The organism is Psychrobacter sp. SHUES1 (genome assembly GCF_001652315.1).
GTDB lineage: Bacteria > Pseudomonadota > Gammaproteobacteria > Pseudomonadales > Moraxellaceae > Psychrobacter > Psychrobacter faecalis.
Genome location: NZ_LXWA01000014.1, coordinates 23,642 through 47,227, shown reverse-complemented (window position 1 = coordinate 47,227; position 23,586 = coordinate 23,642). Strand labels below are relative to the sequence as shown.

The 23,586-nt window shown below is 44.6% G+C and carries 18 protein-coding genes; 7 read left to right on the top strand and 11 right to left on the bottom strand.

All coding sequences use genetic code 11. From position 1 onward, the window contains the following. Positions 1 to 34 precede the first annotated feature (34 nt). Together pheT and A7325_RS00580 are read left to right on the top strand one after the other, a co-directional pair. Complete coding sequence (pheT, locus tag A7325_RS00585) at positions 35 to 2,449, top strand: phenylalanine--tRNA ligase subunit beta (protein ID WP_068403717.1); 2,415 nt, start codon at positions 35 to 37, stop codon at positions 2,447 to 2,449. Between the two features lie 248 nt (positions 2,450 to 2,697). Beyond that, positions 2,698 to 2,994, top strand: a complete 297-nt coding sequence (locus A7325_RS00580) for an integration host factor subunit alpha (protein WP_068403716.1) — start codon at positions 2,698 to 2,700, stop codon at positions 2,992 to 2,994. Between the two features lie 189 nt (positions 2,995 to 3,183). On the opposite strand, the gene A7325_RS00575 is transcribed toward A7325_RS00580, so the two are convergent. Next, the gene (locus A7325_RS00575; protein WP_068403714.1) at positions 3,184 to 3,540 is read right to left on the bottom strand and encodes a hypothetical protein; all 357 of its coding nucleotides are present in this window, start codon (positions 3,538 to 3,540) and stop codon (positions 3,184 to 3,186) included. A 477-nt stretch (positions 3,541 to 4,017) separates the two neighbouring features. On the opposite strand from A7325_RS00575, the gene A7325_RS00570 reads away from it, so the two are divergent. After that, on the top strand, positions 4,018 to 4,920 hold the full coding sequence (locus A7325_RS00570) for a neutral zinc metallopeptidase (RefSeq protein WP_227514907.1): 903 nt from the start codon (positions 4,018 to 4,020) through the stop codon (positions 4,918 to 4,920). A 182-nt stretch (positions 4,921 to 5,102) separates the two neighbouring features. Here A7325_RS00570 and A7325_RS00565 read toward each other — a convergent pair whose 3' ends face one another. The 3 genes from A7325_RS00565 to trxA all read right to left on the bottom strand — a co-directional run bounded on the left by A7325_RS00565 (position 5,103) and on the right by trxA (position 7,814). Continuing rightward, positions 5,103 to 5,348 carry a hypothetical protein gene (locus tag A7325_RS00565; protein ID WP_068403710.1) on the bottom strand — a complete coding sequence of 82 codons (246 nt, stop codon included), beginning with the start codon at positions 5,346 to 5,348 and terminating at the stop codon, positions 5,103 to 5,105. Between the two features lie 293 nt (positions 5,349 to 5,641). Next, the gene (gene rho, locus A7325_RS00560; protein ID WP_068403707.1) at positions 5,642 to 6,910 is read right to left on the bottom strand and encodes a transcription termination factor Rho; all 1,269 of its coding nucleotides are present in this window, start codon (positions 6,908 to 6,910) and stop codon (positions 5,642 to 5,644) included. A gap of 577 nt (positions 6,911 to 7,487) precedes the next feature. After that, the gene (gene trxA / locus A7325_RS00550) at positions 7,488 to 7,814 is read right to left on the bottom strand and encodes a thioredoxin (protein WP_068403703.1); all 327 of its coding nucleotides are present in this window, start codon (positions 7,812 to 7,814) and stop codon (positions 7,488 to 7,490) included. 371 nt (positions 7,815 to 8,185) lie between these two features. Between trxA and A7325_RS00545 the strand changes: the two genes are divergently transcribed. Together A7325_RS00545 and A7325_RS00540 are read left to right on the top strand one after the other, a co-directional pair. Then, entirely contained in the window at positions 8,186 to 8,899 is a 714-nt protein-coding gene (locus tag A7325_RS00545) for an RluA family pseudouridine synthase (protein ID WP_068403701.1), read from the top strand. 57 nt (positions 8,900 to 8,956) lie between these two features. Continuing rightward, positions 8,957 to 10,588 (top strand): flavin-containing monooxygenase, encoded by a 1,632-nt coding sequence (locus A7325_RS00540; protein ID WP_068403699.1) that lies wholly within the window; start codon positions 8,957 to 8,959, stop codon positions 10,586 to 10,588. On the opposite strand, the gene A7325_RS00535 is transcribed toward A7325_RS00540, so the two are convergent. The 4 genes from A7325_RS00535 to A7325_RS13890 form a co-directional block, all read right to left on the bottom strand. Beyond that, positions 10,585 to 11,544, bottom strand: coding sequence for a D-2-hydroxyacid dehydrogenase (locus A7325_RS00535; RefSeq protein ID WP_068403697.1), 960 nt, complete (start codon positions 11,542 to 11,544; stop codon positions 10,585 to 10,587). The genes A7325_RS00540 and A7325_RS00535 overlap by 4 nt on opposite strands. A gap of 243 nt (positions 11,545 to 11,787) precedes the next feature. Beyond that, a complete protein-coding gene (locus A7325_RS00530) occupies positions 11,788 to 12,750 on the bottom strand; it encodes a response regulator (protein WP_068403696.1) in 963 nt (320 codons plus the stop codon). Positions 12,751 to 12,846: 96 nt separating this feature from the next. Further along, complete coding sequence (locus A7325_RS13895) at positions 12,847 to 13,965, bottom strand: sensor histidine kinase (protein WP_227514906.1); 1,119 nt, start codon at positions 13,963 to 13,965, stop codon at positions 12,847 to 12,849. A 144-nt stretch (positions 13,966 to 14,109) separates the two neighbouring features. After that, positions 14,110 to 15,159 (bottom strand): cache domain-containing protein, encoded by a 1,050-nt coding sequence (locus A7325_RS13890; protein WP_227514905.1) that lies wholly within the window; start codon positions 15,157 to 15,159, stop codon positions 14,110 to 14,112. 793 nt (positions 15,160 to 15,952) lie between these two features. Here A7325_RS13890 and rapA point away from each other — a divergent pair. Both rapA and A7325_RS00515 read left to right on the top strand, forming a co-directional pair. Next, positions 15,953 to 18,841, top strand: coding sequence for an RNA polymerase-associated protein RapA (gene rapA / locus A7325_RS00520; RefSeq protein WP_068403694.1), 2,889 nt, complete (start codon positions 15,953 to 15,955; stop codon positions 18,839 to 18,841). 448 nt (positions 18,842 to 19,289) lie between these two features. Next, positions 19,290 to 20,192 carry an acyl-CoA thioesterase gene (locus A7325_RS00515; RefSeq protein ID WP_068403692.1) on the top strand — a complete coding sequence of 301 codons (903 nt, stop codon included), beginning with the start codon at positions 19,290 to 19,292 and terminating at the stop codon, positions 20,190 to 20,192. Positions 20,193 to 20,291: 99 nt separating this feature from the next. Here the strand turns inward: A7325_RS00515 and mutY are convergent, their stop codons facing one another. The 3 genes from mutY to ylqF form a co-directional block, all read right to left on the bottom strand. Further along, on the bottom strand, positions 20,292 to 21,527 hold the full coding sequence (gene mutY, locus A7325_RS00510) for an A/G-specific adenine glycosylase (RefSeq protein ID WP_068403690.1): 1,236 nt from the start codon (positions 21,525 to 21,527) through the stop codon (positions 20,292 to 20,294). Between the two features lie 67 nt (positions 21,528 to 21,594). Then, positions 21,595 to 22,533 (bottom strand): GIY-YIG nuclease family protein, encoded by a 939-nt coding sequence (locus A7325_RS00505; protein ID WP_068403688.1) that lies wholly within the window; start codon positions 22,531 to 22,533, stop codon positions 21,595 to 21,597. 24 nt (positions 22,534 to 22,557) lie between these two features. Further along, a complete protein-coding gene (gene ylqF, locus A7325_RS00500; protein ID WP_068403686.1) occupies positions 22,558 to 23,514 on the bottom strand; it encodes a ribosome biogenesis GTPase YlqF in 957 nt (318 codons plus the stop codon). Between the last annotated feature and the right edge of the window lie 72 nt (positions 23,515 to 23,586).

The following is a 23,586-nucleotide window of genomic DNA, read 5'->3' as shown; positions in this document are numbered from 1 at the left end:
AATCTTTATTATAAAATTCTGATCCGAGATATTTATGAAAATTAGCGAACAGTGGCTACGTCAATGGGTAAACCCCAACAATAGCAGTGAGCAATTGGCCGAACAGCTTACAATGGCAGGGCTTGAGATTGACGATCGCTTTGCGGTTGCTCGTGCTTTTAGCGGCGTGGTAGTAGGTGAGGTAATCAGCGTCGAGCAGCATCCCGATGCCGATAAACTGCGCGTCACGCAGGTCAATATTGGTGCCGCTGAGCCGTTACAAATCGTTTGCGGCGCGCCCAATGTGACGGTTGGTATGAAAGCGCCGGTTGCGACCGTTGGTGCTGTGCTGCCATCTAACGACGCAGAAGGCTTTACAATTAAAAATGGCAACCTACGCGGTGTCGACTCTAACGGTATGCTCTGCGGTGCCTCTGAAATTGATTTAATCGATAGCATCGATGGCCTGCTTGAGTTGCCAAGTGATGCACCGATTGGCATGGATATCCGTGAGTATTTAGGTTTAGACAATCAAATACTGGATATCTCTATCACCCCAAACCGCGGAGATTGCTTTAGTGTACGCGGTATTGCCCGTGAGATATCAGTGATTAATGATTTGCCAATGCAGCAGCCTGAGATTCCTGCCAACGTGCCAACTGACGCTAACGGTGCTGGAAATACTACGCCAGCAGTAACAGTAAGCGCGGTTGAAGCGTGCCCACGCTATTTACTCCAATCAATCAGCAACATTGATCGTAGTATCGATACGCCGAAATGGATGCAAGATGCGCTAGTCCAATCGGGACTGCGCTCGCATAACTTTTTGGTTGACGTGACCAACTACGTGTTGATGGAACTGGGCCAACCGCTACATGCGTTTGATGCTGATACCATTGAAGGCGATATCGTAGTACGTTTGGCGCAGCCTGCTGAGACCATTACTTTATTAAATGAGCAAACCATTACTCTAACGGGTGATGAGTTGGTCATTGCCGATGATAAAGGTGCATTGGCACTTGCCGGAATTATGGGCGGTCAGCGTAGTAGCGTTACTGATAACACGACCAATATTATCCTAGAAAGTGCCTTTTTTAATCCATTAGCGATCGCTGCACGCGCACGCCGTTTTGGTTTGCATACCGATGCCTCACAACGTTTTGAGCGTGGTGTCGATTTTGAATTGCCAGCGTTAGCACTAGCGCGTGCAGTTGATTTGATTACCAGTGTCACGAACTCGCAAGCTGGGCAAATAGTAAAAGTAGAAAATAGCAAGCACTTGCCAGCACGTACGCCGATTACGTTGCCAGTTACTAAAGTCCGTGAGGTCATTGGTATTGAGATTGAGCCAGCAGTGATGGTGCGTATTTTGACTCAATTAGGCTTTGAGGTAGAGCAGCAAGCAGATAAGCTGATTTGCACGCCGCCATCGTATCGTTTTGATATGAGTATCCGCGAGGACTTGATTGAAGAGATTGCCCGTATTTACGGTTATGATAATATTCCAAGCGTCTTGCCGCATTTGCAAGTCAGTATGGATTATGACGACACGGCGGACTTGACGCACGAGATGAAGCTCGCGCTAGTCGATAATGGCTATATGGAAGCCATTAGCTTTAGCTTTAGTGATGCAAAAATAGAAGCCTTGCTTGATGATAAAGCGCTGGGCGAAGTGTTGGCACTGGCCAATCCTATCTCTAGCGACTTGGCGGTGATGCGCCGTACTTTGCTATCAAGCTTATTGCCTTGTGTGCAATATAACCTCAATCGTCAGCAGCCGCGCGTGCGTTTCTTTGAAACGGGTTTAAGCTTTGTCGGTCAAAGTATTAGCGAGTTGGTACAAACGCCAAGTATTGCGTTGGTTGCTGTCGGCGATGTTTGGGATGAGCAAGCGTATCAAAACCGTGCGCTAGATTTTTATGATCTTAAGCATGATATTGAGCAGTTATTACCTGCGCAAATCGACAGTGCGCGTATCCGCTATGAGCGTAGTGCGCTTGCCTTCTTACATCCTGGTCAAAGTGCTAAGCTCTATATCGATGAGGTATACGTCGGTTGGTTGGGTCAACTCCATCCTAATACCGCTAAACAGCTAGACTTGCCAGCGACGTGGGTGGCGCAATTGTCACTGGCGCCATTATTAACCTTGGTACGTGAACAGCACGCTATCACCACACCAAGCAAATTCCCGCACGTACGCCGCGATATCGCCATCTTAGTCGATAGTGACATCAGCTTACAGACCTTGCAGGCGACGATTCGTGCCGCAGCTGATGAATTGCTGACAGATTTATGGTTATTTGATGTGTATGAAGGCGACAAAGTACCGACTGGTCAACGCTCTTTAGCATTCGCTTTAATATGGCAAGACAAAGCACAGACATTATCTGATGACGCAGTAAAAACGGCGACAGATAAAGTCGTGCAAGCGCTAACTGAACAGCACGCCGCTCAGTTGCGTGATAGCTAAAACCAAGATATAACCATCTAAAACGCTCTATGGCCTCTGCATAAATGAGGCTATGGCGTTTTGCTATTTATAAAAATGATTATCTGATAGAAATTTTCATCCTTAAAAAAGTTAAGTGGTTATTAATAAAGGATTTTCATGCAGACTTTATGAAAAAGATGACAAAAAACCTTTATAATAACTAACATTAATTCTCATACCGCTAAACCATGATATTCGACATCACGACATAGCATAGGAGTCGTACTGTGAGCACCTTAACCAAATCTGACATGATTGAGCATTTGATGAGTCATCTTAACCTGACACGCCAAGAAGGCCGCTGTTTGGTGGAGAATTTTTTTGACGAGTTGTCAGAGAGTTTGATTGATGGCAAAGAGGTCAAGCTGTCAGGCTTTGGCAACTTTGAGCTTAAAGATAAAAACAGCCGTCCCGGACGTAACCCGAAGACAGGGGAGCCCGTTGCCGTGTCAGCACGCCGCGTCGTCACCTTTAAAACAGGACAGAAGTTTCGCCAACAAGTGGATGAGCGCTTATTTGACTAATAATAATCTCGGCAGTAAGTGAAAATGATGGTTATCACAGTCTATTGAATATATTACTGTGATAACCATCATTTTTTATGTGGCGCTTTTATATCATACTACTTTTTATAAAACATAAATAGTAGACACAAAAAAAGAGAGCATAGGCTCTCTTTTTTACTGCAGTACTTTTATTATGAAAAATAAAAATTACTGAGCTGGTTCTTCAACAACAACTTCGTCAGCAGCGTCAACAGCTGGAGTTTCGCTAGCTACATCAACGCTAGTAGTAGTACCGTCTACAGGTACTTCAGCATCAACTTCGTCAGTAGCAGTAGCCGCTTGTGCATCAGCGATGTCAGCTTCAGCATCAGCTACAGCAGCGTCAGCTTCTGCAGGTACCGCTTCGCCTTCAGCAGCAGCTTCGTTTAGTTCTTCAGAAGCGTCTTGCACTTCTTCTTGCGCGTCAGATAAATCTTCAGCAGCGTTTTCTTTGTTGCTATCACAGGCAGTAAGGCCCATAGTTGCAGTCATGATACCAGCTAGAGCAAGTAATTTAAGTTTCATAGGGTTTCTCCGGAAAAATGAAATGATCAGTAGCAGCAAAAAAGGTTGAATATCCGAGATGTCCCAGAATTCAACTAGTATTAATTACAGCTACTCAGCTTTCACGCATTCTATATGATTTCTTTCTGCATGGAAAGAGGTTGTACAATTAAGTAACAATAAAATTGTAAACCGACTTTTAACTTGCTCATTTAATATACTTTTTAATACAACAAGCCAAATTAATCGACGTATAATCAATGACATCAGGACGTTTTAGCACTTTTTTGATAAAAGGATTTTTTTTATGATTTTAAGCGTATTTTGAGATTATCGATAGGCTATTTATCAATAAAATTGACATTAAAATAAAGCAAAAATATAGAAGCGATTATGGTTGAAAGCTAGAATATAAAATCAACGGAATGAGTCATATATCTTATAACGTTAATAATCAAATAATAGGGTTTACTACGATAGTGATAGGCATGCTATTGGATTTTTAGGAGAAACATTATGAAGTGGCAAGACAGACGTGGCAGTTCGAATGTGCGCACCACCAGTGGCGGCGGCAAAATGATTGGTGGCGGTATCGGCGGTATTATCATTGCTGGTATTTTATGGCTGGTGTTTGGGGTTAATCCGATGACCGCCTTGCAAACGGGGCAAGTGATTACGGGTGGCGGCAATACTTCTACCCAACCTGCCACTAGTGATGACCGTGATACCCGCTTTGTAAAAGTCGTATTGGCGGATACAGAGGAAGTTTGGCATCAGATATTTAACGAGGCAGGGAGCACTTATAAAGAGCCGTCATTGATTTTATTTAATGGACAGGTCACCTCAGCTTGCGGCAGTGCCAGCGCCGCCACAGGGCCTTTTTATTGCCCAGGCGATCAGACGGTATATTTGGATACGTCGTTTTTTGTAGAGATGCGTCAAAGTTTGGGTATTACTGGCGATGAACAAGGTTCAGGCGATAGTGAAAATCAAGGTAAAGCGGGAGACTTTGCGCAAGCCTATGTCATCTCTCATGAGGTCGGTCACCACGTGCAGACTTTGCTTGGTATTACTCAGCAAGTCAATGAAGCCAGTCGCCAAGTGACACGCGCGCAGGCTAACAAACTGTCTGTCATGCAAGAGTTACAAGCCGATTGTTTTGCAGGCGTGTGGGCGCAGCGCAATCAAGAGCGCGTACAGTTCTTGGAAGCGGGCGATATTGATGAAGCCATCAATGCCGCTGGTCAAATTGGTGATGATCGTTTAGCACGTGCCGGCGGCGGCGCTGTGGTACCCGATAATTTTACTCATGGCACCAGTCAACAGCGCGTGCAGTGGTTTACCCGTGGTTTAGAGAGCGGTAATGTGCAAGCGTGCGATACTTTTAGCGGCGCGTTATAGAGTTCGTTTTGTGTTATAAAAATATTTGGGTATTGCTTACCCTATAAACGTAAAAAAGCCTGCAAATCCATTGCAGGCTTTTTTCTTGCTAACTTTTTAATAGTCAGCTATCTTTTTTCAATACTCATGTAATCTATCATCTTAATTAAGATAATGATTTAATCATAGCTAACGAATAGTGATTAACGAGTTTGGTCAAGGATATAAGCACCTGCGCCGCCAATGGCTGCGCCACCAATTGCACCGCGAGCGATGTCTTTACTGTTGCCGCCACTTTTAAGTAGAGCACCAGCAGCTGCACCAGCAGTAGCGCCTTTAGCAGTGTTGCTCAAGCCACTGTTGTAACCATAACCATTGTTAGCACAACCGCCCATCATCAAAGCTGAGCTTGCAATCGCAGTTAGTGCAAAAGTTTTAGCAAATTTCATGGTATCACCTATTAAGTCATCAAGTTTGAAATCCAATATACAGGATGTATCTAAATATGTCTGTACTACTTTTAATAATAGCTTGTTTGTCTCTATCAAGCCGTAGTAGAAACGCTAAGCTTTGCAAATATACGGTAAATTATGTTACTTCGCTGTATCATTGGTAGGGGTTTTGCTTATAGTTATTGTATTTATAATGATAGTCCGCTAACTGTTTTTTGCAATTACGTAATTGCAAAACTAGAAAGACCACATAAAGTGGCCTTTTTTAATCTAGCAGTCGAGCTAACGGTCTAGTTTTGTGACTTACGTTTCATTTGCTCAAAGAATTCATCGTTAGTTTTGGCTTCTTTTAAACGATCAAGCAAAAACTCAGTCGCTTGGACACCATCCATCGGTTGTAACAGTTTACGCAATATCCAAACTTTACGTAGTTTATCTTCATCAAGTAGGCGCTCTTCGCGGCGGGTGCCAGATTTTTTGATATTAATCGCAGGGAAGACGCGTTTTTCGGCTAAGTCACGCTCAAGGGTGATTTCTTGGTTACCCGTGCCTTTAAACTCTTCAAAGATAACACTGTCCATTTTACTACCGGTATCAATCAAGGCACTGGCAATAATGGTTAAGCTGCCGCCTTCTTCGACGTTACGCGCCGCGCCAAAAAAGCGTTTTGGACGTTCTAGCGCGTTGGCATCCAAACCACCGGTCAATACTTTACCCGATGATGGAATAACGGTGTTGTAAGCACGGGCAAGACGGGTGATAGAATCAAGCAAAATGACCACGTCTTGCTTATGTTCGACCAAACGTTTGGCTTTTTCGATGACCATTTCGGCGACTTGAACATGACGCTGCGGTGGCTCATCAAAGGTTGAGGCAACGACTTCGCCGCGCACGGTGCGCTCCATTTCGGTTACTTCTTCTGGACGCTCATCAATGAGCAAGACGATAAGGTAGCATTCAGGATTATTACGGGTGATAGACTGAGCAATAGATTGCAAGAGCATGGTTTTACCGGCTTTTGGCGGTGCAACGATAATCGAGCGCTGTCCTTTACCAATCGGGGCAATCAGGTCGATGATACGACCAGTCAAATCTTCAGTGGTGCCATTACCAAGCTCTAGCTTTAATTGCTCAGTTGGAAATAATGGCGTTAAGTTCTCAAAAATCAGCTTATGACGCGAGCGATCTGGGGTATCAAAGTTGATTTCGCCAACCTTTAGTAGCGCGAAATAACGCTCAGAATCCTTTGGCGGACGAATTGTGCCCGCGATACTGTCGCCCGTCTTGAGACTAAAACGGCGAATTTGGCTGGGGCTGACATATATGTCGTCAGGACCTGCTAAATAAGAGCCCTCTGATGAGCGTAAAAAGCCAAAACCATCAGGAAGTACCTCAAGCACGCCGTCGCCGTAGATGGCTTCGCCGTTACGGGCATGGGTTTTTAAGATAGCAAAGATAATGTCTTGTTTACGGCTACGCGCCATATTATCAAGGCCCATTTCTTTGGCGATGGCCAGTAGCTCAGCGATTGATTTTTTCTTTAGTTCAGTAAGATTCATAGATAGGTCATTAGCAGTTGATCAGATGAGAGATGCCATTATCAGCACAAATCACGACAAGGGTTAAACAAAGGGTGTAGGGCGATAGAGGGTATATACACAGGGCTTGGGGCTTATGTAGGATTTGTTTGTTTTACGTGCCAGCTTATAAACGCCTTGCAAGACAGTCAGGCAGGTTTATAAAAAGTGAAGATAAAGAAGTCTACATAAGAGTCTGCGTCAAAAACTCAATATCAGTAATTGTGTTTAGTCATTGCGTTCAGTAGTGGTGTTTTATAATGACGATTGTGTTTTTGTTGATAAACACGAGGAGAATAGCGACAAGACACTTAGGAAAATGATTAGTTTTCTCTTGTCAGCAGACTATACGGCGTTCAAGACAGCCTTGTCAATAATTTTTGCCAAAAAAGCTATAATATCCAGCTTTTTGCTCAGAAAAGCAGCAAAAAAGCCATTAGCTCAAAAAGATAATGGCTTTTTCAATACGAACTTTATAAACAGCATAGCGCATTTTTTAGAATCGCTATTTTTAACAAACGCCTTTTAGCGATTATTAATTGGCATTTATTAATCGTACTTATAGATGTTTATCTAATACTTTAGCAAGTTCAGCTTTTGGCTGTAAGCCCATGACTGAATCGACTTTTTCGCCATCTTTAAAGACAAATAGCGTTGGGATGTTGCGGATACCAAAACGGCTCGCTGCTTGCGGGTTGTTATCGACGTCGACTTTAACGATTTTAACTTTACCTTGGTACTCGCTCGCCAAATCTTCTAAAATAGGCGCGATGGCTTTACAAGGACCACACCAAGTTGCCCAAAAGTCTACTAGCACTGGCATATCAGATTGTAGGACGTCTTGGTCGAAGTTTGCATCAGTGGTATTAACAATAAGGTCTGACATAATTTATCTCTCTTGTTTTATTATTTCTATCACCAGTCATCATACAATACGGCTGTCATATTCGAGCGATGAGTGGTTAAAGAATGGTTGGGAGGTGGTGAAAATCTGCCATTATATTAACATGTTTGCTCAAAGTTGACAGATGCAGGCGGGTTAAAATGTTTAACAATTACTATTAGCACAATAAATCGACACATAATGACACAGGTTATGTTTTATCTGTCACCCTAATCTCGTGCGGGCATTATTCTACATCTAGCATGTTTACCGTGTAGCGCCGTTAATATTTCTAAACCCTGATATCATTTATAGCCTTATTAGAATAATCTATTTTTAAACCACCAACCTTTTGATACAAGTAGCCCATTTTTATGCCTTTTACCGATGAAGCAATAGATGCCTTAAACGCTCAAGAAAATGCCTATCCTCTTGCGTTTTTTCAAAAATTTGCCCAAGACATTACCGTCTATGAAGACGATGACATTTGGGTTGTTGATAAGCCCGCCGGACTGTTAAGCGTCGATGGTAAAAGCCTTAAGGTGAGTTTGTTGGCACGACTCGAGCGCGCCAATCCGGCGGTAAAGTTGATCCATCGTCTAGATATGGATACTTCAGGGCTACTAATTTTTGCCAAAAATGCCGCCGCGCAAAGTCACATTAGTAAGCAATTCATCGACCGGTTGCCGCAAAAAAGCTATCAAGCGCGCGTCTTTGGTCGGTGGCAAAACGTCGGTGCCAAAGGCGAGATATCAGTGCCGGTACGCTATGAGCCTACGACCAAACCACGGCATATCGTTGACCATAATTGGTCAAAGCATGCATTGACACTGTATGAGGTGTTGGCGCATGAAGAATGCAACGGTCAAGCCGTTACTCGCGTGCTGTTAAAGCCCGTGACCGGTCGTAGTCATCAGCTGCGCGTGCATATGGTGCACGTCGGTCATGTGATGATTGGCGACCCAATTTATGCCGAAGGTAACGCCTTAACGATTGCGCCGAGGCTTAATTTACATGCTCAGCAATTGCGCCTTAAACATCCGACCCTTGGTGCGTGGATGGATTGGGAAAGTCCATGCCCTTTTTAGTAACTCCTTTCTAATAAGCTATTTTTAAATCAATCATGCAAAAACAAGGATCGTATTATGCTTGATGTAACAGCCGCCAAACAGGCACTTAAGCAGCGCTTTAAACCTAAAGCGTGGTCATCCGCCTCAAATATCCCCGTCGATTGTGAAGTACTTATCATCGGCGCTGGTATTGCCGGTATCGGTATGGCATGTCGATTGCAGCAGCAAAAGCATAAAGCGCTGTTTGGGCAAAAAAGCTCGAGTCGCTTAAAACAGCGAGCAACAAGAAAGCGGCAAAAAACTAGCCAGCGCTTTATGGTATTAGAAAAACGCGCGGATTTGGGCGGTACGTGGGATTTGTTTACGTATCCTGGTATTCGTTCCGACTCTGATGCTTTGACCTTTGGCTATAGCTTTCGTCCGTGGTTGAACCATCGAGTATTGGCAAAAGGCGGCGATATTAAAAACTATATTGCTGATACGGCGCGCGATTTTGGTATCACTGAACATATCCGCTATCAGCATGAGGTGCAGCAACTGTCTTGGTCAAGCCATAACCAACAGTGGACGGCAACGGTAAAAAACCATGTAAGTGGCGAGGTATTTGCCTTAACGGCAAAGTTTGTCGTCGGTGCTACAGGCTACTATGATTATGAGCAAGGTTATCGTCCTATTTTTGAAAACGAAGCAGATTTCCAAGGTGAAATCATTCATCCGCAGCATTGGCAAAATGTGAATTATGACGATAAAAAAGTCGTCATAATTGGTAGTGGGGCGACGGCGATGACGCTATTGCCTGCCATGGTCGATGAAGCGGGCGAGCAATGCGCGCAGCACGTTACTATGCTACAACGCTCGCCGACCTATGTAGCAAGTGTACCGGGCGATGATTATGCGCTTGATTGGCTGGCAGGTAAATTTTCGCCGTTATCAAAAACGCAAGCTTATAAGCTACTGCGCGCGCGTAATGTGTTGATGCAACAAGGGACGTATCGAGCAGCGGTTTTTGCGCCGAAGGTGATAAAAGCCTTATTAAAACGTGGCGTTAAAACCGAGTTAAAGGGCAGCGGAGTTGATATTGCGCATTTTATGCCTACTTATAATCCGTGGGATGAGCGACTTTGTGCTGTGCCAGACAGCGATTTGTTTAAGGCATTACATGGCAAGCGCGCTGCCGTCGTGACTGATCAAATCAGCCACTTTACCAAAACTGGCATCATGCTTGACTCTGGCAAACACCTTGACGCTGATATTGTTGTGACCGCAACGGGGCTAAAGCTGCAAATGCTTGGCGGCGCGAAACTATATATCGATGGACAGGCAATTGATATTGGCAAACGCATGACGTATAAGGCGGTGATGGTTGAAGGCGTGCCAAATATGGTGGCGCTATTTGGTTATACCAATGCGTCGTGGACGCTCAAAATCGATTTGGCTTGTCAGTATGTGCTGCGGCTTCTCAACCATATGCATAAGCACGGTTATCAGGTGGCAGTGTCACAAGCAAAAACTGCGCATAGCGAGGCGCATGCGCAGCCAGATACGGTCATGGGCGCGCTATCGGCAGGCTATGTGCAGCGCGCGCAACACCAATTACCGAAACAAGGCGATATTTATCCTTGGCGGGTCACCAATAATTATCTGAGTGACCGCGTGATGCTTAAATACCGCAAAATAAAGGACGATTGGTTAAATTTTAGTCGTTAAGTGTTATTAGTGGTTGTCTTCTCATGCTTATCGATAAATTCTGAGACTTGTTTGCTTAAGATTTGCCACAAGGTTTCTTGCGCGCTTTTACTGCCCCAGGCGTTATGCGGACTAAATATCACCCGCGGATGCTTAGCAAGGGTTAATAAAGGGTCGTCTTTGACAATCGGCTCTTGCTCAAATACATCGGTGGCATAACCAATAATTTGCTCGTTATTAATGGCATCGGTCAGCGCTTGGCTATCGACAATACCGCCACGAGCGACATTGACAATCAGTGGCTGTTTAGCCATTTTCGCTAAGGTGTCTTTATTAATTAAGTGCTTGGTTTGCTCATTTAATGGGCAATGTAAGCTCAGTACATCAGACTGCGCCAGTACCTCATCGAACGCCGTATAATCCTCATTACGCGGCGTACGCCCTTGATGCTCCGCCCACAATACTGTCATGCCAAAAGCGCGGGCGATGTCGGTGACGCGTTTACCAATAGTGCCAACACCAATAATACCAAGCGTCTTCTCTTCCAAATCTATCAGCGGAATATCGAGCAAGCAGAAATTACCATCATCTTGCCACGTACCGTCCGCAACTTTTTCATGATAATGAATGCCTGCGCGCATGGCCGTTAGCATCAGCATAAAGGTATGCTCGGGCACGCTTTTGACCGCGTAACCAGCGACGTTATATAGCGCAACATTGTGCTTAGCACAGGCATTTTGATCGACGTTATTCATACCTGTGGCGGTCAGTTGGATAAGCTTAAGTTTGGACAGATTGGCAATGACGTCAGCATTGATTTGGACTTTATTGGCAAAGATAATATCGGCATCTTGACAGCGCTCAATAATCAGCTCTTGAGGTGTATCGTCGTAAGTAATGTAGTCAGTCACGCCAGCAGGTGCTGGTAAGTCGACATTGTCAGAAAAAGTACCCTTGTCTAAAAAAACCGCTTGCATGATGTTTCCTTATCTCATTGTTATTTTAAATAGATGATATTTTAAATAGATGACGTTTTAAATGGTCTTGCATTTTAAATAGGCTGATAGAGTTATTGGCTTAATGTAGCACGTTGCCGGGCTTAGTCAAAAAACGCGTCAAAAACCTTATCGAAAAGCGTGCAGTAAAAAACCTCTACTTCAATTGAAATAGAGGTTTTATTTTATGCGACAGGAGTTCTTGTGCTTATATCGTTTTTCGTTTTATAAAGAAAAACGCTTGCGCAATTTGCCAATCAGACTACGTACGCGACTGCTTAAATCAATACGTACATCGTTTTCAGGGTCGTGCTCCACTTCATAACGCTTAACCAACTCAGGGCTGGCTTTGAGTTTTGCATGATGCTGGAAAGCACGGTTGACGCTAATCTCAAGTAGGCTGGCACGCATGGGCTTAGGTAAGCAGCGATAAACCTGACCTTTATTAATCAAATCAATGAGCAAGCCCGCATCCTGAAATTCCGTCTGTACCAAGACCACCAAGTGCGGCGCATCTTGTTTTAAGGTGAAGATAATCGGCGCGATGTTTTCGCCGCTGACATTGATGTCGGTAATACACACGCCGATATCTTCATTGGCCAAATAATCGTAAGCTTCTTCCAAGCCTTCAGCGTGCAGGACTCTATAGCTATGCGAGAACTGCTTGCTTATTTGTTCAATTAGCTCGTCGGTTTCATCGATGACCAACAGTGTCTGCTTTTTACCAGAACTGTCGAATTGCTCCGCGTCCTCATCTGGATTATAAGTCAACGCGATTTCGGTGGCGCGACCGACGACCGCAAGTAGCTCCTCAGATTTACAAGGTTTGGTCAAATAACGATAAATCTCACCATCGTTAATAGAGCCAATAATGGCGTTCAAATCAGCATAACCGGTCAATAAAATCCGCATGGTAGATGGCGACACTTCTTTGACTTCACGCAAGATATCGACACCCACGCGCTCAGGCATACGTTGGTCGCTGACCGCCACGTGTACATGGTTATTTTTGATATAGTCGATATACTCAGTCGGGTCGGTGGTGATAAACACGTCATGCGTTTTACGAAACAGCAGTTTCATCGAACGTAAAATACGTTGCTCATCGTCGATAAACGCCAACTTCGGTTTCGCTTCAGACCCTAGCTCAGCGCCAGAGGTTTCCATTTCATGGTCAAATTCATTCATGATGATATCCTTATGATGAATAATAGTGCTATAGCTTTATATAATCATTAAAATAGCAATTGAGCTCACAACAAAACGAACAACAGAACCTAGCGCTTACGCTGCTAGGCTTTGTTCGGTTAAATCATTATAAATCGGTAGCGTTAAGGTAAAGGTGGTGCCAACGCCTTCGGTTGAGACCGCTTTAATGTCGCCATTATGCTGCTCCATAATCTGCTGACTGATGGCCATCCCAAGACCGGTTCCTTCGCCCGCGCCTTTGGTGGTAAAGAACGGTTCAAAGATTTGGTTAAGCACCTCGGCGCTCATGCCTTTACCATTGTCGCTGACATCGATATAGACATTGCGCTCATCAGAACGCGTGCGCACTTCGATTTTGCCATCCGGTTTTTCGCCCATGGCTTGCGCGGCGTTATTAAGCAAGTTCACCAAGACTTGGTTAATCTGTGACGGCGAGCATTTAATCTCAGGGTTCGGCGCAAAATCAGTGACAATTTCTTGATGTCTGATAGAGTTGCCAGCGATTTTCAATGACGCTTCGATACATTCGCGCACATCGATGGTTTTCACTTTTGACTCATCAAGACGGGCAAAGTTACGTAAGTTTAGTACCATCTCGGTGATTTGCTCGACGCCAAAGAGAGAGTCTTTAATCAGCTCTTTAAGCTCAGTGGACAAATCATCTTCTTGGATTTCATCCGACGCACGGACGATATCAGCCAATAGTTTGTCAATTTTGCCATCAGTAGCGGCGTCAGTTTTAACGGCTTTTAACCCTTGTACCAACTCAATCAGCTCTTCGTATTGCTCAGTCAACTGACCGATAATTTCTAGGTTGTTTTGCACATAAGACAATGGCGTATTAACCTCATGAGCAACACCTGCGACCATTTGACCTAACGTTGCCATTTTTTCTGAACGAATCAATTGCAGCTGAGAGTTTTTCAGCTCTTTTAGCGTCTCTTGTAGCTCAGCGGTACGCTCTTCAACTTTAATCTCTAGCTGCTGGTTGATATTGGCAAGCTTACCTTCGTTAGATTGGATACGGTCTAGGAGGTCATTAATAGAGCCGTTTACCAGCCCAATCTCGTTGCGACCTTCGGCGAATTTAACCTCGCTTAGCTTATTGTATTGCTTATCGTTAATCAGGTTTTCCGCTTGCGAGATTTTATCGGTGGTTTCTTTTAATGGTTTAAACGCTAAATAAGTGAGCATAAAGTAAATCAAACCCGCGGTGATAAGTAGCGCGAGGGCAATCCAGTTGATCAGATTTTTACTTAAGTTGTCAGCGATGGCGTTAATTTCAGCGTCAGGCTGGACGACGATAAGTTTCCAATAAGTCTCAGGAATCTCAAATACTTACGCTTGGCTGCCGTTATAGTAGCTGTCTTTTTCCAACTCAAAGCTCTGCAATAAGCGGCTATCCATCGCGTTTTGCTTATTTTCACCGTTGTTTAGATAAGCGGCGTAGTTGACGAGATAATAGCCTTTTGACGTACCGGTTTCGGCTTTATCAAGCGTGGTCAATACCTGCTGGACTTGCGGCGATACGCTAGCGGCAACGCGCTCGATAGTCTCTTTACGCTGCATCTCCAAGAAGTTTAGTACCGGATTCCAAGCAGGGTCAGCGTTGATAACTTGCTTGATATCGAGCGGTGTGCCGGTGGCTTCGTCGATATAGCTTAAGCGCTCAGGATTAGATGAAGCGATAACTTTGTCACTGTTATCGAGCAGTAAAATATAACCTGAGCCTGAGCTTTCGCTGAGCTTAACGATGTTTTCTTGCAGCTGGTTGAGGGTAAAGTTGACGGTACTGGCACCCCAGAACTGGTTGTCACGCTCGATGGCGACACCGCAACTCATCGCCAGCTCGCCTTTGGTTTGGCTGGCGCGGACATGGTTCCAAATACAGCTTTCAGGTTTGAGCAATTTCAAAACGCTAAACCAGTCTTCTTGATAATAAGGATTGGCAGGGTTTGGGTCGCTGAGTACCGCTTGATAATCGCCGTTTTGACGCACCATCAAAAATGGATGGGTGGCGGTATTGGCGCCCAGTGCGCCTTTTTCTGGCCAAATGCCGCCACTACCTAATAAGTTATAATCGCGCTTATCAAAAGCATTGGCGGTACTGGCTTGCAAAATCGCTTCTTGTGGCGGCAAAGTCTGCGCGCTTTGCTGCAATAACAGGGCACTGCGCATCACGCGATTGATATCGGCTGAGATACTATTGACCGCGGTATTACCACGCTCAGCGACCAGTTTTGCCGATTCAAGGCGAATTTTTTCATGACCTTCTTTATCAACAACATACACAACAACGGCTAGTACGACCACAAAAGCCATAAATAGAATGGTCGTCACTTGGGTACTGACTTGGTTAAAAAAGCCAACTTTTTTGGAGGCACTCATGAGGGGATTGTCCTTGGATAAACGTGACCTCAAAGCAGACTGTCTATACAGACTACTGATGCTATTTGCTGTGAGCAATCGATGATGTGGTGATACGTAAGCCTTACGAAAATGGGATTTGAGTATTGGGGCAAAGTTTTTAAGATTATCACTTAGTTAAACATCTAGATATATAACTAGTATTAAAGTATTTACGGTTAATTCATAACTTAAACGACTATGAAAAACACTATTTGGCTTACTTAACGGTCTTAAAAAGGACAGTATTAAGTAGGAGGTTGCCGAAATTTTGTGTTTTAAGACTTGATAGTTAAATTTTTTGAATAACTTTTTTATATCATTGGGAAAATCTAAAAGGGGGTAATGGTTAACATAGCTTCAATAACAATAAGAAATGTTAAATTGCATATATTAACAATATAGAAACAATTTTATGATAACAATGTTTAGGGCATAGTAGCGAGCCTTTTTCTTTACTTGTGAGTCGTTATATATGGATTTCTAAAAAGTTACTTAAGCGCAGTATTGCAATATTCTTGCCAAACAATTGCAATAATCTTGCCAAAAACTGCTCTTGAAAAGTCAAGTTAACGCACTCATCTAGGCGCTAACGTTATATAATGGTCTGTTTTATCCATCGACCTAGCTGACAAGTTGGGCGTTGCTGATAGCTTCAATGACCAGCAATTTATTAATGAGTTTGAGCTATTAATTGACTAAATCCTTGTGTGATTGTGGCTTGATTCATTAATTATCTATTTTCTTATCATCTGAGTACAAAAGACATCGCCTTATGACTATCTCTATCGCTTCATTGCACAGCACCGAATTTGCCGTTGGTCAACGTTATTTATCTGATACGGAGTCTGAGCTTGGCTTGGGTGTGGTCATCGACGTCGATGACCGCTGTGTGCATATCCTATTTCCGCAAAGTGAAGAGACGCGCGTCTACGCCAAAAATTCTGCGCCGTTATCGCGCGTGGTGTTCAAAGAAGGCGATAGCATTTCTGACCAAGCCGGTAATACCTTTACGGTGACAGCTGTTGAAGAAGTGATGGGCGTGCTCAAATACAGTGTTGATGAGCATGAAAAAGGCATTATGGAAACCCGTTTGGCGGCTAATATCACGCTGGCTAAGCCGCTTGAGCGTTTGCTGGCTGGTCGTATTGAGCGCGGGGATTGGTATGAGCTGCGTCAAGATATCTTGCGTATGCAATCAGCGCTAGCGGGTCATCCGCTCAAAGGCTTGATGGGCGCACGTGTCGATATCATCGAGCATCAGCTGTATATTGCCCATGAAGTCGGTAAACGTATCGCCCCGCGTGTCTTGCTTGCTGACGAAGTTGGCTTGGGTAAGACTATTGAAGCAGGTCTGATTATTCATCAGCAGCTACTGACTGGCAAAGCTGAGCGCGTCCTAATTCTTGTACCAGACAGTTTGCAGTATCAGTGGATGATCGAGCTGCGTCGCCGTTTTAACCTAAACTTTGCCTTGTTTGATTTGGTACGTACCGCTGCGATTAAAGAACACGACCCTGAGCAAAACGTCTTTACGACTGAGCAATGTATCATTGCCGGCATGGACTTATTGCTTGACCATCCAGATTTGTACGATCAAGCGATGGAAGCGGGCTTTGATTTATTGGTCGTCGATGAAGCGCATCACCTGCATTGGGATGAAGCACAAGTCGGCAATGATAAATATGACCTCATTGCCGACTTTGCCGAAGAAACACCGGGCGTCATGTTGTTGACCGCAACGCCAGAGCAGCTTGGTGCCCAAAGTCACTTTGCCCGTCTGCGTTTATTAGACCCCGACCGCTTTGATGACCTTGATGAGTTTATCGATAGCCAAGAAGCCTTTGCTGAAACCGCCGCTGTTGCCAGTGTTTTAATCGAAGATAAACCGTTAAGCGACGGTCAAATAGCGGCGTTGAGTCATCTGCTTTCTATTAGTATCGATGAATTAGCAAACATTAATGACGACGAAAAACTGCGTACTTATGCGCTTAATGAACTCCTTGACCGTCATGGTACGGGACGTATTTTATTCCGTAATACTCGTGAGAGTGTCAAAGGTTTTTATGGTCGTAGCAGCCAGCCGTATCCATTGTCGCTACCTGCAGCATGGGTCGATAGCTACCAAACCAAGGGTAAATTGCGCGAGCAGCTTTGGGGCGAAGAAAATCAACCCGATGGTGGCTGGCTAGAAGATGACCCGCGGGTGCCGTGGTTGATTGATATCTTAAAGGGTGAGCTTAAGCATAAAAAAGTGCTGCTGATTGCGCGGAGTGGGGCGACGGTCGAAAGCTTAGAAGCCGTCTTACGTCTGCATGCTGGTATTAAAACCGCCATCTTTACCGAGCAGATGACCTTACTTGAGCGTGACCAAGCGGCGGCGTTTTTTGCCGACTCAGAGGGCGCACAGATATTACTCTGCTCAGAGATTGGCTCAGAAGGTCGTAACTTCCAGTTTGCAAGCCAGCTGATATTGTGGGATCTGCCTGCCAATCCAGATACCTTAGAGCAGCGTATCGGTCGCCTAGACCGTATCGGGCAGACACAGCAAATTATGCTGCACGTACCGTATGTACAAGGGACGGCGCAAGAGCGACTGTACCGCTGGTATAATGACGCGCTCAATATGTTTAATCAGATTTCTCCAACGGCGCAAAGCGTACAAGAGCAATATATTCAAGAGTTAAAACCGCTGCTTGAAGGCGCGGATACCGACGCTAACCGCACCACTTTGCAGGAGATTATCGAAGAAGCACAGCAAACGCGCTTGGGACTAGAAGCACAGCTACAAGCCGGTCGCGATCGCTTGCTTGAGTACAACTCATGCCGTCCGCGCGTTGCTGGGCGTATTGCCGATGCCATGCATAATTTTGATAAACACAATCTATTGCCGCAATTTATCGAGCGCTTTTTTGCTTCCGCCAATATCGATCACAATATCCAACGTGATGGTTCATGGGTGATTGCGCCGATTGATAGCACGGAAATTAGCGATTATATCGACGGTCTGCCGCTCGGTGATGAAGACGGCATGACCTTGACCTTTGAGCGTAAGCAAGCACTGCAGCGTGAAGATATTGAATTTATCACCCACGAGCATCCATTGATGCGCGCGATTTATGAGCTAGCAAGTACCAGCACTTTTGGGAATACCACCGTTGCGATGCTAAAGAGTGCCGCCGTTCCACAAGGTATGGTGCTGCTAGAAGTGAATTTTCGCGTTGAAGCGATTGCGCCAAGATTGCTTAATCTGCCTGCTACCTTGCCGACGCAAAATATTCGTGTGTTTATCAGTGAGCATGGTAGTGATTTATCCGCGCGTATTAGCAGCGATATGATTATGCCGCATATTGAGCGCTTGGATAAAAACCGCGCCCGCCAAGTAATTAAAGTACGTGGCGATGTGATTGAGCAGCGCTATTATGAAGCCGAAGATATTGCCCGTCAGCAGCTAGCAGACATTGGTGAACAAGCAAGCGCGCGTTTTAGTCAGCAGTGGTCACGTGAGATAAAGCGCCTAAAGCACCTGCAAACGATTAATCCTAACGTACGCCCAGAAGAGATTGAACGCCTAGAGCAGCTAAAAGCCCAAGGTGAGCAAGCACTAGACAATTTATCGCTGGTGCCAGACTCTATTCGCGTGTTGGTCGCTGTAAAGCCATAATATAAAAACAAATAAAAAGCGAGATGTCTAATCATCTCGTTTTTTATTTATGTTTGTGAGCTTAGATGCTGCTTGTTTAGACAGCTACTTGTTTAGATAATTACTTGCTCATTATTGTTAAGCTAATAAAGCGTTAAACCGACTCGTAAGGCGGCGACTGCCTAGTCAAAATCTTTAATATTCGCTAAGATGATTGGCTTTTCGCTTTATAATGAGCGATTGCTAATCATTTTACTGGCTATTTATTTGGCGTTCTCAGCGTTATGTGGGTGTTTATCGCAAACTATAATAGTCATGCCATAACAGTTTTAAAATGAACCTACTATACATATTATTTTAAAGTAAAACGCCGCATTGGCTTAAGCCGTATCGTATTGATACGCTTGACCCTTGAGTGCTTATATCTCAATGCTTGGCGTGATTGATCAAAATAAGGAAACCTATCGTCATGTCTGATTATCCGCAACTGATCGATGAGCTGCTGGCTACCGTCGCGCTTATCGAAGTCAGCCCTGATGTTTTTGAAGGTAAAAGCCACGATTATGTGGGCAGTCGTATTTTTGGCGGGCAAGTGCTGGCGCAAGCAATTATGGCCGCATCGCATACGCTCGATAAAGACAAACCTTGTCATTCGCTGCACGGCTATTTTTTGCGCGGTGGCGATATCAATCAGCCGGTGATTTACCAAGTACGCCGCCTGCGTGATGGTCGCAGTCTGTCAGCACGTGAAGTCACGGCAATTCAGTATAAAGAAGTGCGAGGTAAAGCGCCTGTCGAGCAAGTGATATTTTCGATGATTGCTTCGTTTTCACCGATGGAAGAGGGTTTGGAATATCAAGAAGATATGCCCGTGTATCCGCCGCCAGAAGACTTGCTTGATGAGCAAGATTTAAAAGAGCAGTATGTTGGAAAGGTTCCTGATGCCCTAAAAGCGCGCTTTATGCGTCATCGTCATGTCGAGATTAAACCGATTAAGCCGCGTGATCCGATTCATCCAGAACCGATGAAACCCAAGCAAGCAAACTGGCTGCGTATCCGTGAGCTTGGCAAGCAGCCTGTGGCCATTCAGCAAGCACTATTGGCGTTTTCGTCTGATTTTTACTTGGTCGGTACGGGGCTGATGTCACACGGTGTTAGCTTTATGACCAGTGGCTTGCAAGCGGCCAGTATCGACCATTCGATGCATTTTCATCGTGACTTTGATTTAAATAAATGGCTGCTATATGATATGTGGAGTGATACGACATCTAACGCCAAAGGCTTAAATCACGGTCAGTTTTGGCAAGAGGGTCGCTTGGTCGCGACGGTACAACAAGAAGGCTTGATGCGTTTGCGGGTACCGAAGTCTTAAGTTCCGTTTTAAGTTTTTAGTGCTTTGTAAATTAAAAAAGCGACTCAGAATATATTTTGAGTCGCTTTTTTATGAATTGTATTTGGTTGCACTCAATTATTATTCTAAAATCTTAACCATCGCGCGCGGTAATCCAAGTGTTGCCTGCGCATCTTCAGCACTTAGCCAATTAATATTAACATCTGCTGCTTGCAAGGTTGTGGTCAAATCAGTCACTTGCTCATTAGTTAGAGTGACTGATTGCTGCGTTAAATACCAATGGAAATGGGTTAATGAATGTTTGATAGGCGCGTCATCAATTAAGGTTTTATTAATGGGCGCGGCTGCTAAATTATGCTTATCTAACCATTCGTTAATAATTTGCTCAGCAGTAGTAAACTCTGTTTCATAGTTTTTTTTATTATTAGCAACTTTTAATAATTTATCATCGCTGGCTTTTGAATTTTTATCAGTTGTTTTGCCACTTACTTTACCGTCAATTTTCTCAACAAATTGCAAAGGCAAACTCCACAACCCGCCCCAAATACCGTTATCGGGACGCTGTAGCCAAAGTATTTTGCCGTCCATATCTTTAATCAATAGCGCATTGCTAAACTTGCTGGGTTTGGGCTGCTTTTTTGCTTTGACTGGATAATCGGTTTCGCGACCCTGCGCATGGGCAATACAATCCTCTTGTAATGGGCACAATAGACAAGCAGGTTTGCTACGAGTGCATAAGGTTGCGCCCATATCCATCATAGCTTGCGCAAATAATCCTGAGTTCTCTCTAGGCGTTAGACGTTCTGCCAATGCCCACAGCTCTTTAGTGGTGGCAGATTTAGTGATATCACCATCGATGGCCGCCCAGCGGGTGAGGACGCGCTTGACATTACCGTCACAGATAACGCCATAGCGATGTAACCCCATCGCCATAATCGCCCCAGCAGTCGACGGTCCAACGCCAAATATCGCCTCCCAGCCTGCTAGCGTCTGCGGAAAGTCGCCCGTCTCATCAATCACTGCAACCAATTGCTTTGCGCCTTTATGCAGATTACGCGCCCGCGCATAGTAGCCAAGCCCCGCCCAATGCTCGGCCACCATATCCCATTCTGCTGCGGCTAAATCTTGCACCGTGGGAAAGGATTCCATAAAACGGGCAAAGTAGGGCAGCACCGTGGTCACTTGTGTTTGCTGGAGCATGACTTCTGATAGCCAAACAATATAAGGGTTGGGCGTGTCAGTTTGGTGCTGTTGCCAAGGTAAATCGTGGCGACCGTTTTTAGCGAACCAATCGAGGAGGCGGGGGGCGAAGGAATCGAGGTTGGTCTCGGTATGGATAAAAGTAATAGATGTCATAAGCAATGGGCGAGCAATTCAAAAAGTATGAGGGTTATATGAGGGTCGCATGTTGGGATTAAAGTCGTTATCGATAGATGCTGTCTAAAGTTTGACCTACGGCATTTTTCCATTCAATCCAACCGTTGGTCGAACGACCTGATACCAATGCACTAGCGCCACTGGGTGTTTTAAATAAATGATTTTCAGTGAGCTTATAGCTTGTATCATTTACCGCTATGAGTTTGCCACTACTAAGCAAGCTCTCTTTTAATCTGGTCACAAAGGGTGGCGCAGATGCTGCCTGTGATTGTCTAATTAAAGAGCCTGCTAATATTACAAAGCCATCGTCATCATAATAGCCTTGTGCATCGCCATCTTTTACCTTGTAATAAAACAGGACTGGGATAGGTTTAGTTGGAGATATTTCAGCTGCTTTTTCAACTTTAACATCAGTGGGTGTGGTCAGTTTATGTGCATCAGTCTTATTGCTATAAAGGCTATCGTGAATAGCTAAAGATTCAAAAATAGGTTGCCCCAAGGTTGATAGCAAAACATCAAGGGTGTGAAACAACTCTTCGCAGTCAGCTTTTAATGGGTCGGGTGTATGCGGCTTATTACCACTATTACCATTTTTTAGCTCATAGCGCCCCACGTCAAGGGCAGTGGCAATTGCTTTATGCTCCATATACAGCGCATGGGTTTGGGTCATGGAATTATTGGTTGAAAGCATGACAAAAGCCCGCGTCCAAAAGTCTTTTTTATGATGTTGATTGAGACGAGTTTTCAAATCGCCAGTTTGCCCGATATAAAGTAATGGCTTATCTATACTGTCGGTGTCACCAATCAAAAAATATAAGCCAACTTGATTGGCATCTGGCATCGCAAAAAAATCATCAATATGAATGCGTGGAATCTCAATCAAACGCACCGTACGCGTGGTCATCTCTGCCAAGCGCAATCCGCGAGGATTACCTTTTGGCAGATAAATCTGAATGGTTTTAGCAGAGGGTATTAACGGATTCATAGTAGCCAGTATTCTTTATGCAATTTATTTACGATTCTTCCGCGTTTTTAAACGACGCAAACGTTTTTCTTCTTCTTTAGCGATTCTTTTCTCTTCGGCTGCGACTCGTTGTTCAGCGACCACAATTTCTTCAGCTTCAGTCATTTCTGGCGTCTCGAGGGTAATATTTCCAAGCTTGCCGCTACGTAACTCGTTAATCAAAATCTCAGACATGCGGTAGGTATCGACTTGATTGCCCGCGCGCACGCAGCCGCGATTACGTCCCGCCACTTCAAAAAACTCCCAATCGGTCTTGGGTAATTCTTCAATCTTATAGCGGGTTTTTAGCAGTTCAGGATAGGCTTGCATGAGATACTCAGCGGTATAACTGGCCACATCGGCGAAGTCAAACGCCGTATCACGAATACCGCCGGTCGCCGCCAAGCGATAGCCAGAGTTTTCGTTTTCAACCTTTGGCCACAGCATGCCAGGAGTGTCATAGAGCATGATGTCATCGTCAAGCTTGATCAGCTGCTGTGACTTGGTCACCGCTGGCTCGTCGCCCGTTCTAGCTACCGCGCGCCCCGCTAAGGTATTAATCAAGGTTGATTTACCGACGTTTGGAATACCCATAATCATGGCTTTGATTTGGCGACCGGTACCGACTTTATTGGGTACGAGGGATTTGCATATTGCAATGATACGCTTGACGTCATCGGCTTTGTTATTGTCGCAAGCGATAGCTTTAACGCCGTCTTGTTGTTCAAGATATTCCATCCACGCTTTGGTCAATTCAGGGTCAGCAAGATCGGCTTTATTTAAAATTTTGATGACTGGTTTTTCGCCGCGTAATGCTGCAACCATGGGGTTTTCGCTACTATAAGGAATACGCGCGTCAATCACTTCAATGACGACGTCCATCTGCGGCATGATTTCTTTGATTTCGTTACGGGCTTTGTTCATATGCCCAGGGAACCACTGAATACTTGCTCTCTTATCCATCTGCTTTACTAACCTTTTATAAAAAATGCTCAAAGTAAGACAATCAACGTCTACTTTCTAATGGTGTTCAGT

Bases quoted from the DNA above. Each gene is read 5' to 3' on its own strand.
- pheT (WP_068403717.1), top strand. From the start codon at position 35: ATGAAAATTAGCGAACAGTGGCTACGTCAATGGGTAAACCCCAACAAT.
- A7325_RS00575 (WP_068403714.1), bottom strand. From the start codon at position 3,540: ATGAAACTTAAATTACTTGCTCTAGCTGGTATCATGACTGCAACTATG.
- A7325_RS00565 (WP_068403710.1), bottom strand. From the start codon at position 5,348: ATGAAATTTGCTAAAACTTTTGCACTAACTGCGATTGCAAGCTCAGCT.
- rho (WP_068403707.1), bottom strand. From the start codon at position 6,910: ATGAATCTTACTGAACTAAAGAAAAAATCAATCGCTGAGCTACTGGCC.
- trxA (WP_068403703.1), bottom strand. From the start codon at position 7,814: ATGTCAGACCTTATTGTTAATACCACTGATGCAAACTTCGACCAAGAC.
- A7325_RS00545 (WP_068403701.1), top strand. From the start codon at position 8,186: ATGCCTTTTACCGATGAAGCAATAGATGCCTTAAACGCTCAAGAAAAT.
- A7325_RS00540 (WP_068403699.1), top strand. From the start codon at position 8,957: ATGCTTGATGTAACAGCCGCCAAACAGGCACTTAAGCAGCGCTTTAAA.
- A7325_RS00535 (WP_068403697.1), bottom strand. From the start codon at position 11,544: ATGCAAGCGGTTTTTTTAGACAAGGGTACTTTTTCTGACAATGTCGAC.
- A7325_RS00530 (WP_068403696.1), bottom strand. From the start codon at position 12,750: ATGAATGAATTTGACCATGAAATGGAAACCTCTGGCGCTGAGCTAGGG.
- A7325_RS13895 (WP_227514906.1), bottom strand. From the start codon at position 13,965: ATGCTCACTTATTTAGCGTTTAAACCATTAAAAGAAACCACCGATAAA.
- A7325_RS13890 (WP_227514905.1), bottom strand. From the start codon at position 15,159: ATGAGTGCCTCCAAAAAAGTTGGCTTTTTTAACCAAGTCAGTACCCAA.
- rapA (WP_068403694.1), top strand. From the start codon at position 15,953: ATGACTATCTCTATCGCTTCATTGCACAGCACCGAATTTGCCGTTGGT.
- A7325_RS00515 (WP_068403692.1), top strand. From the start codon at position 19,290: ATGTCTGATTATCCGCAACTGATCGATGAGCTGCTGGCTACCGTCGCG.
- mutY (WP_068403690.1), bottom strand. From the start codon at position 21,527: ATGACATCTATTACTTTTATCCATACCGAGACCAACCTCGATTCCTTC.
- A7325_RS00505 (WP_068403688.1), bottom strand. From the start codon at position 22,533: ATGAATCCGTTAATACCCTCTGCTAAAACCATTCAGATTTATCTGCCA.
- ylqF (WP_068403686.1), bottom strand. From the start codon at position 23,514: ATGGATAAGAGAGCAAGTATTCAGTGGTTCCCTGGGCATATGAACAAA.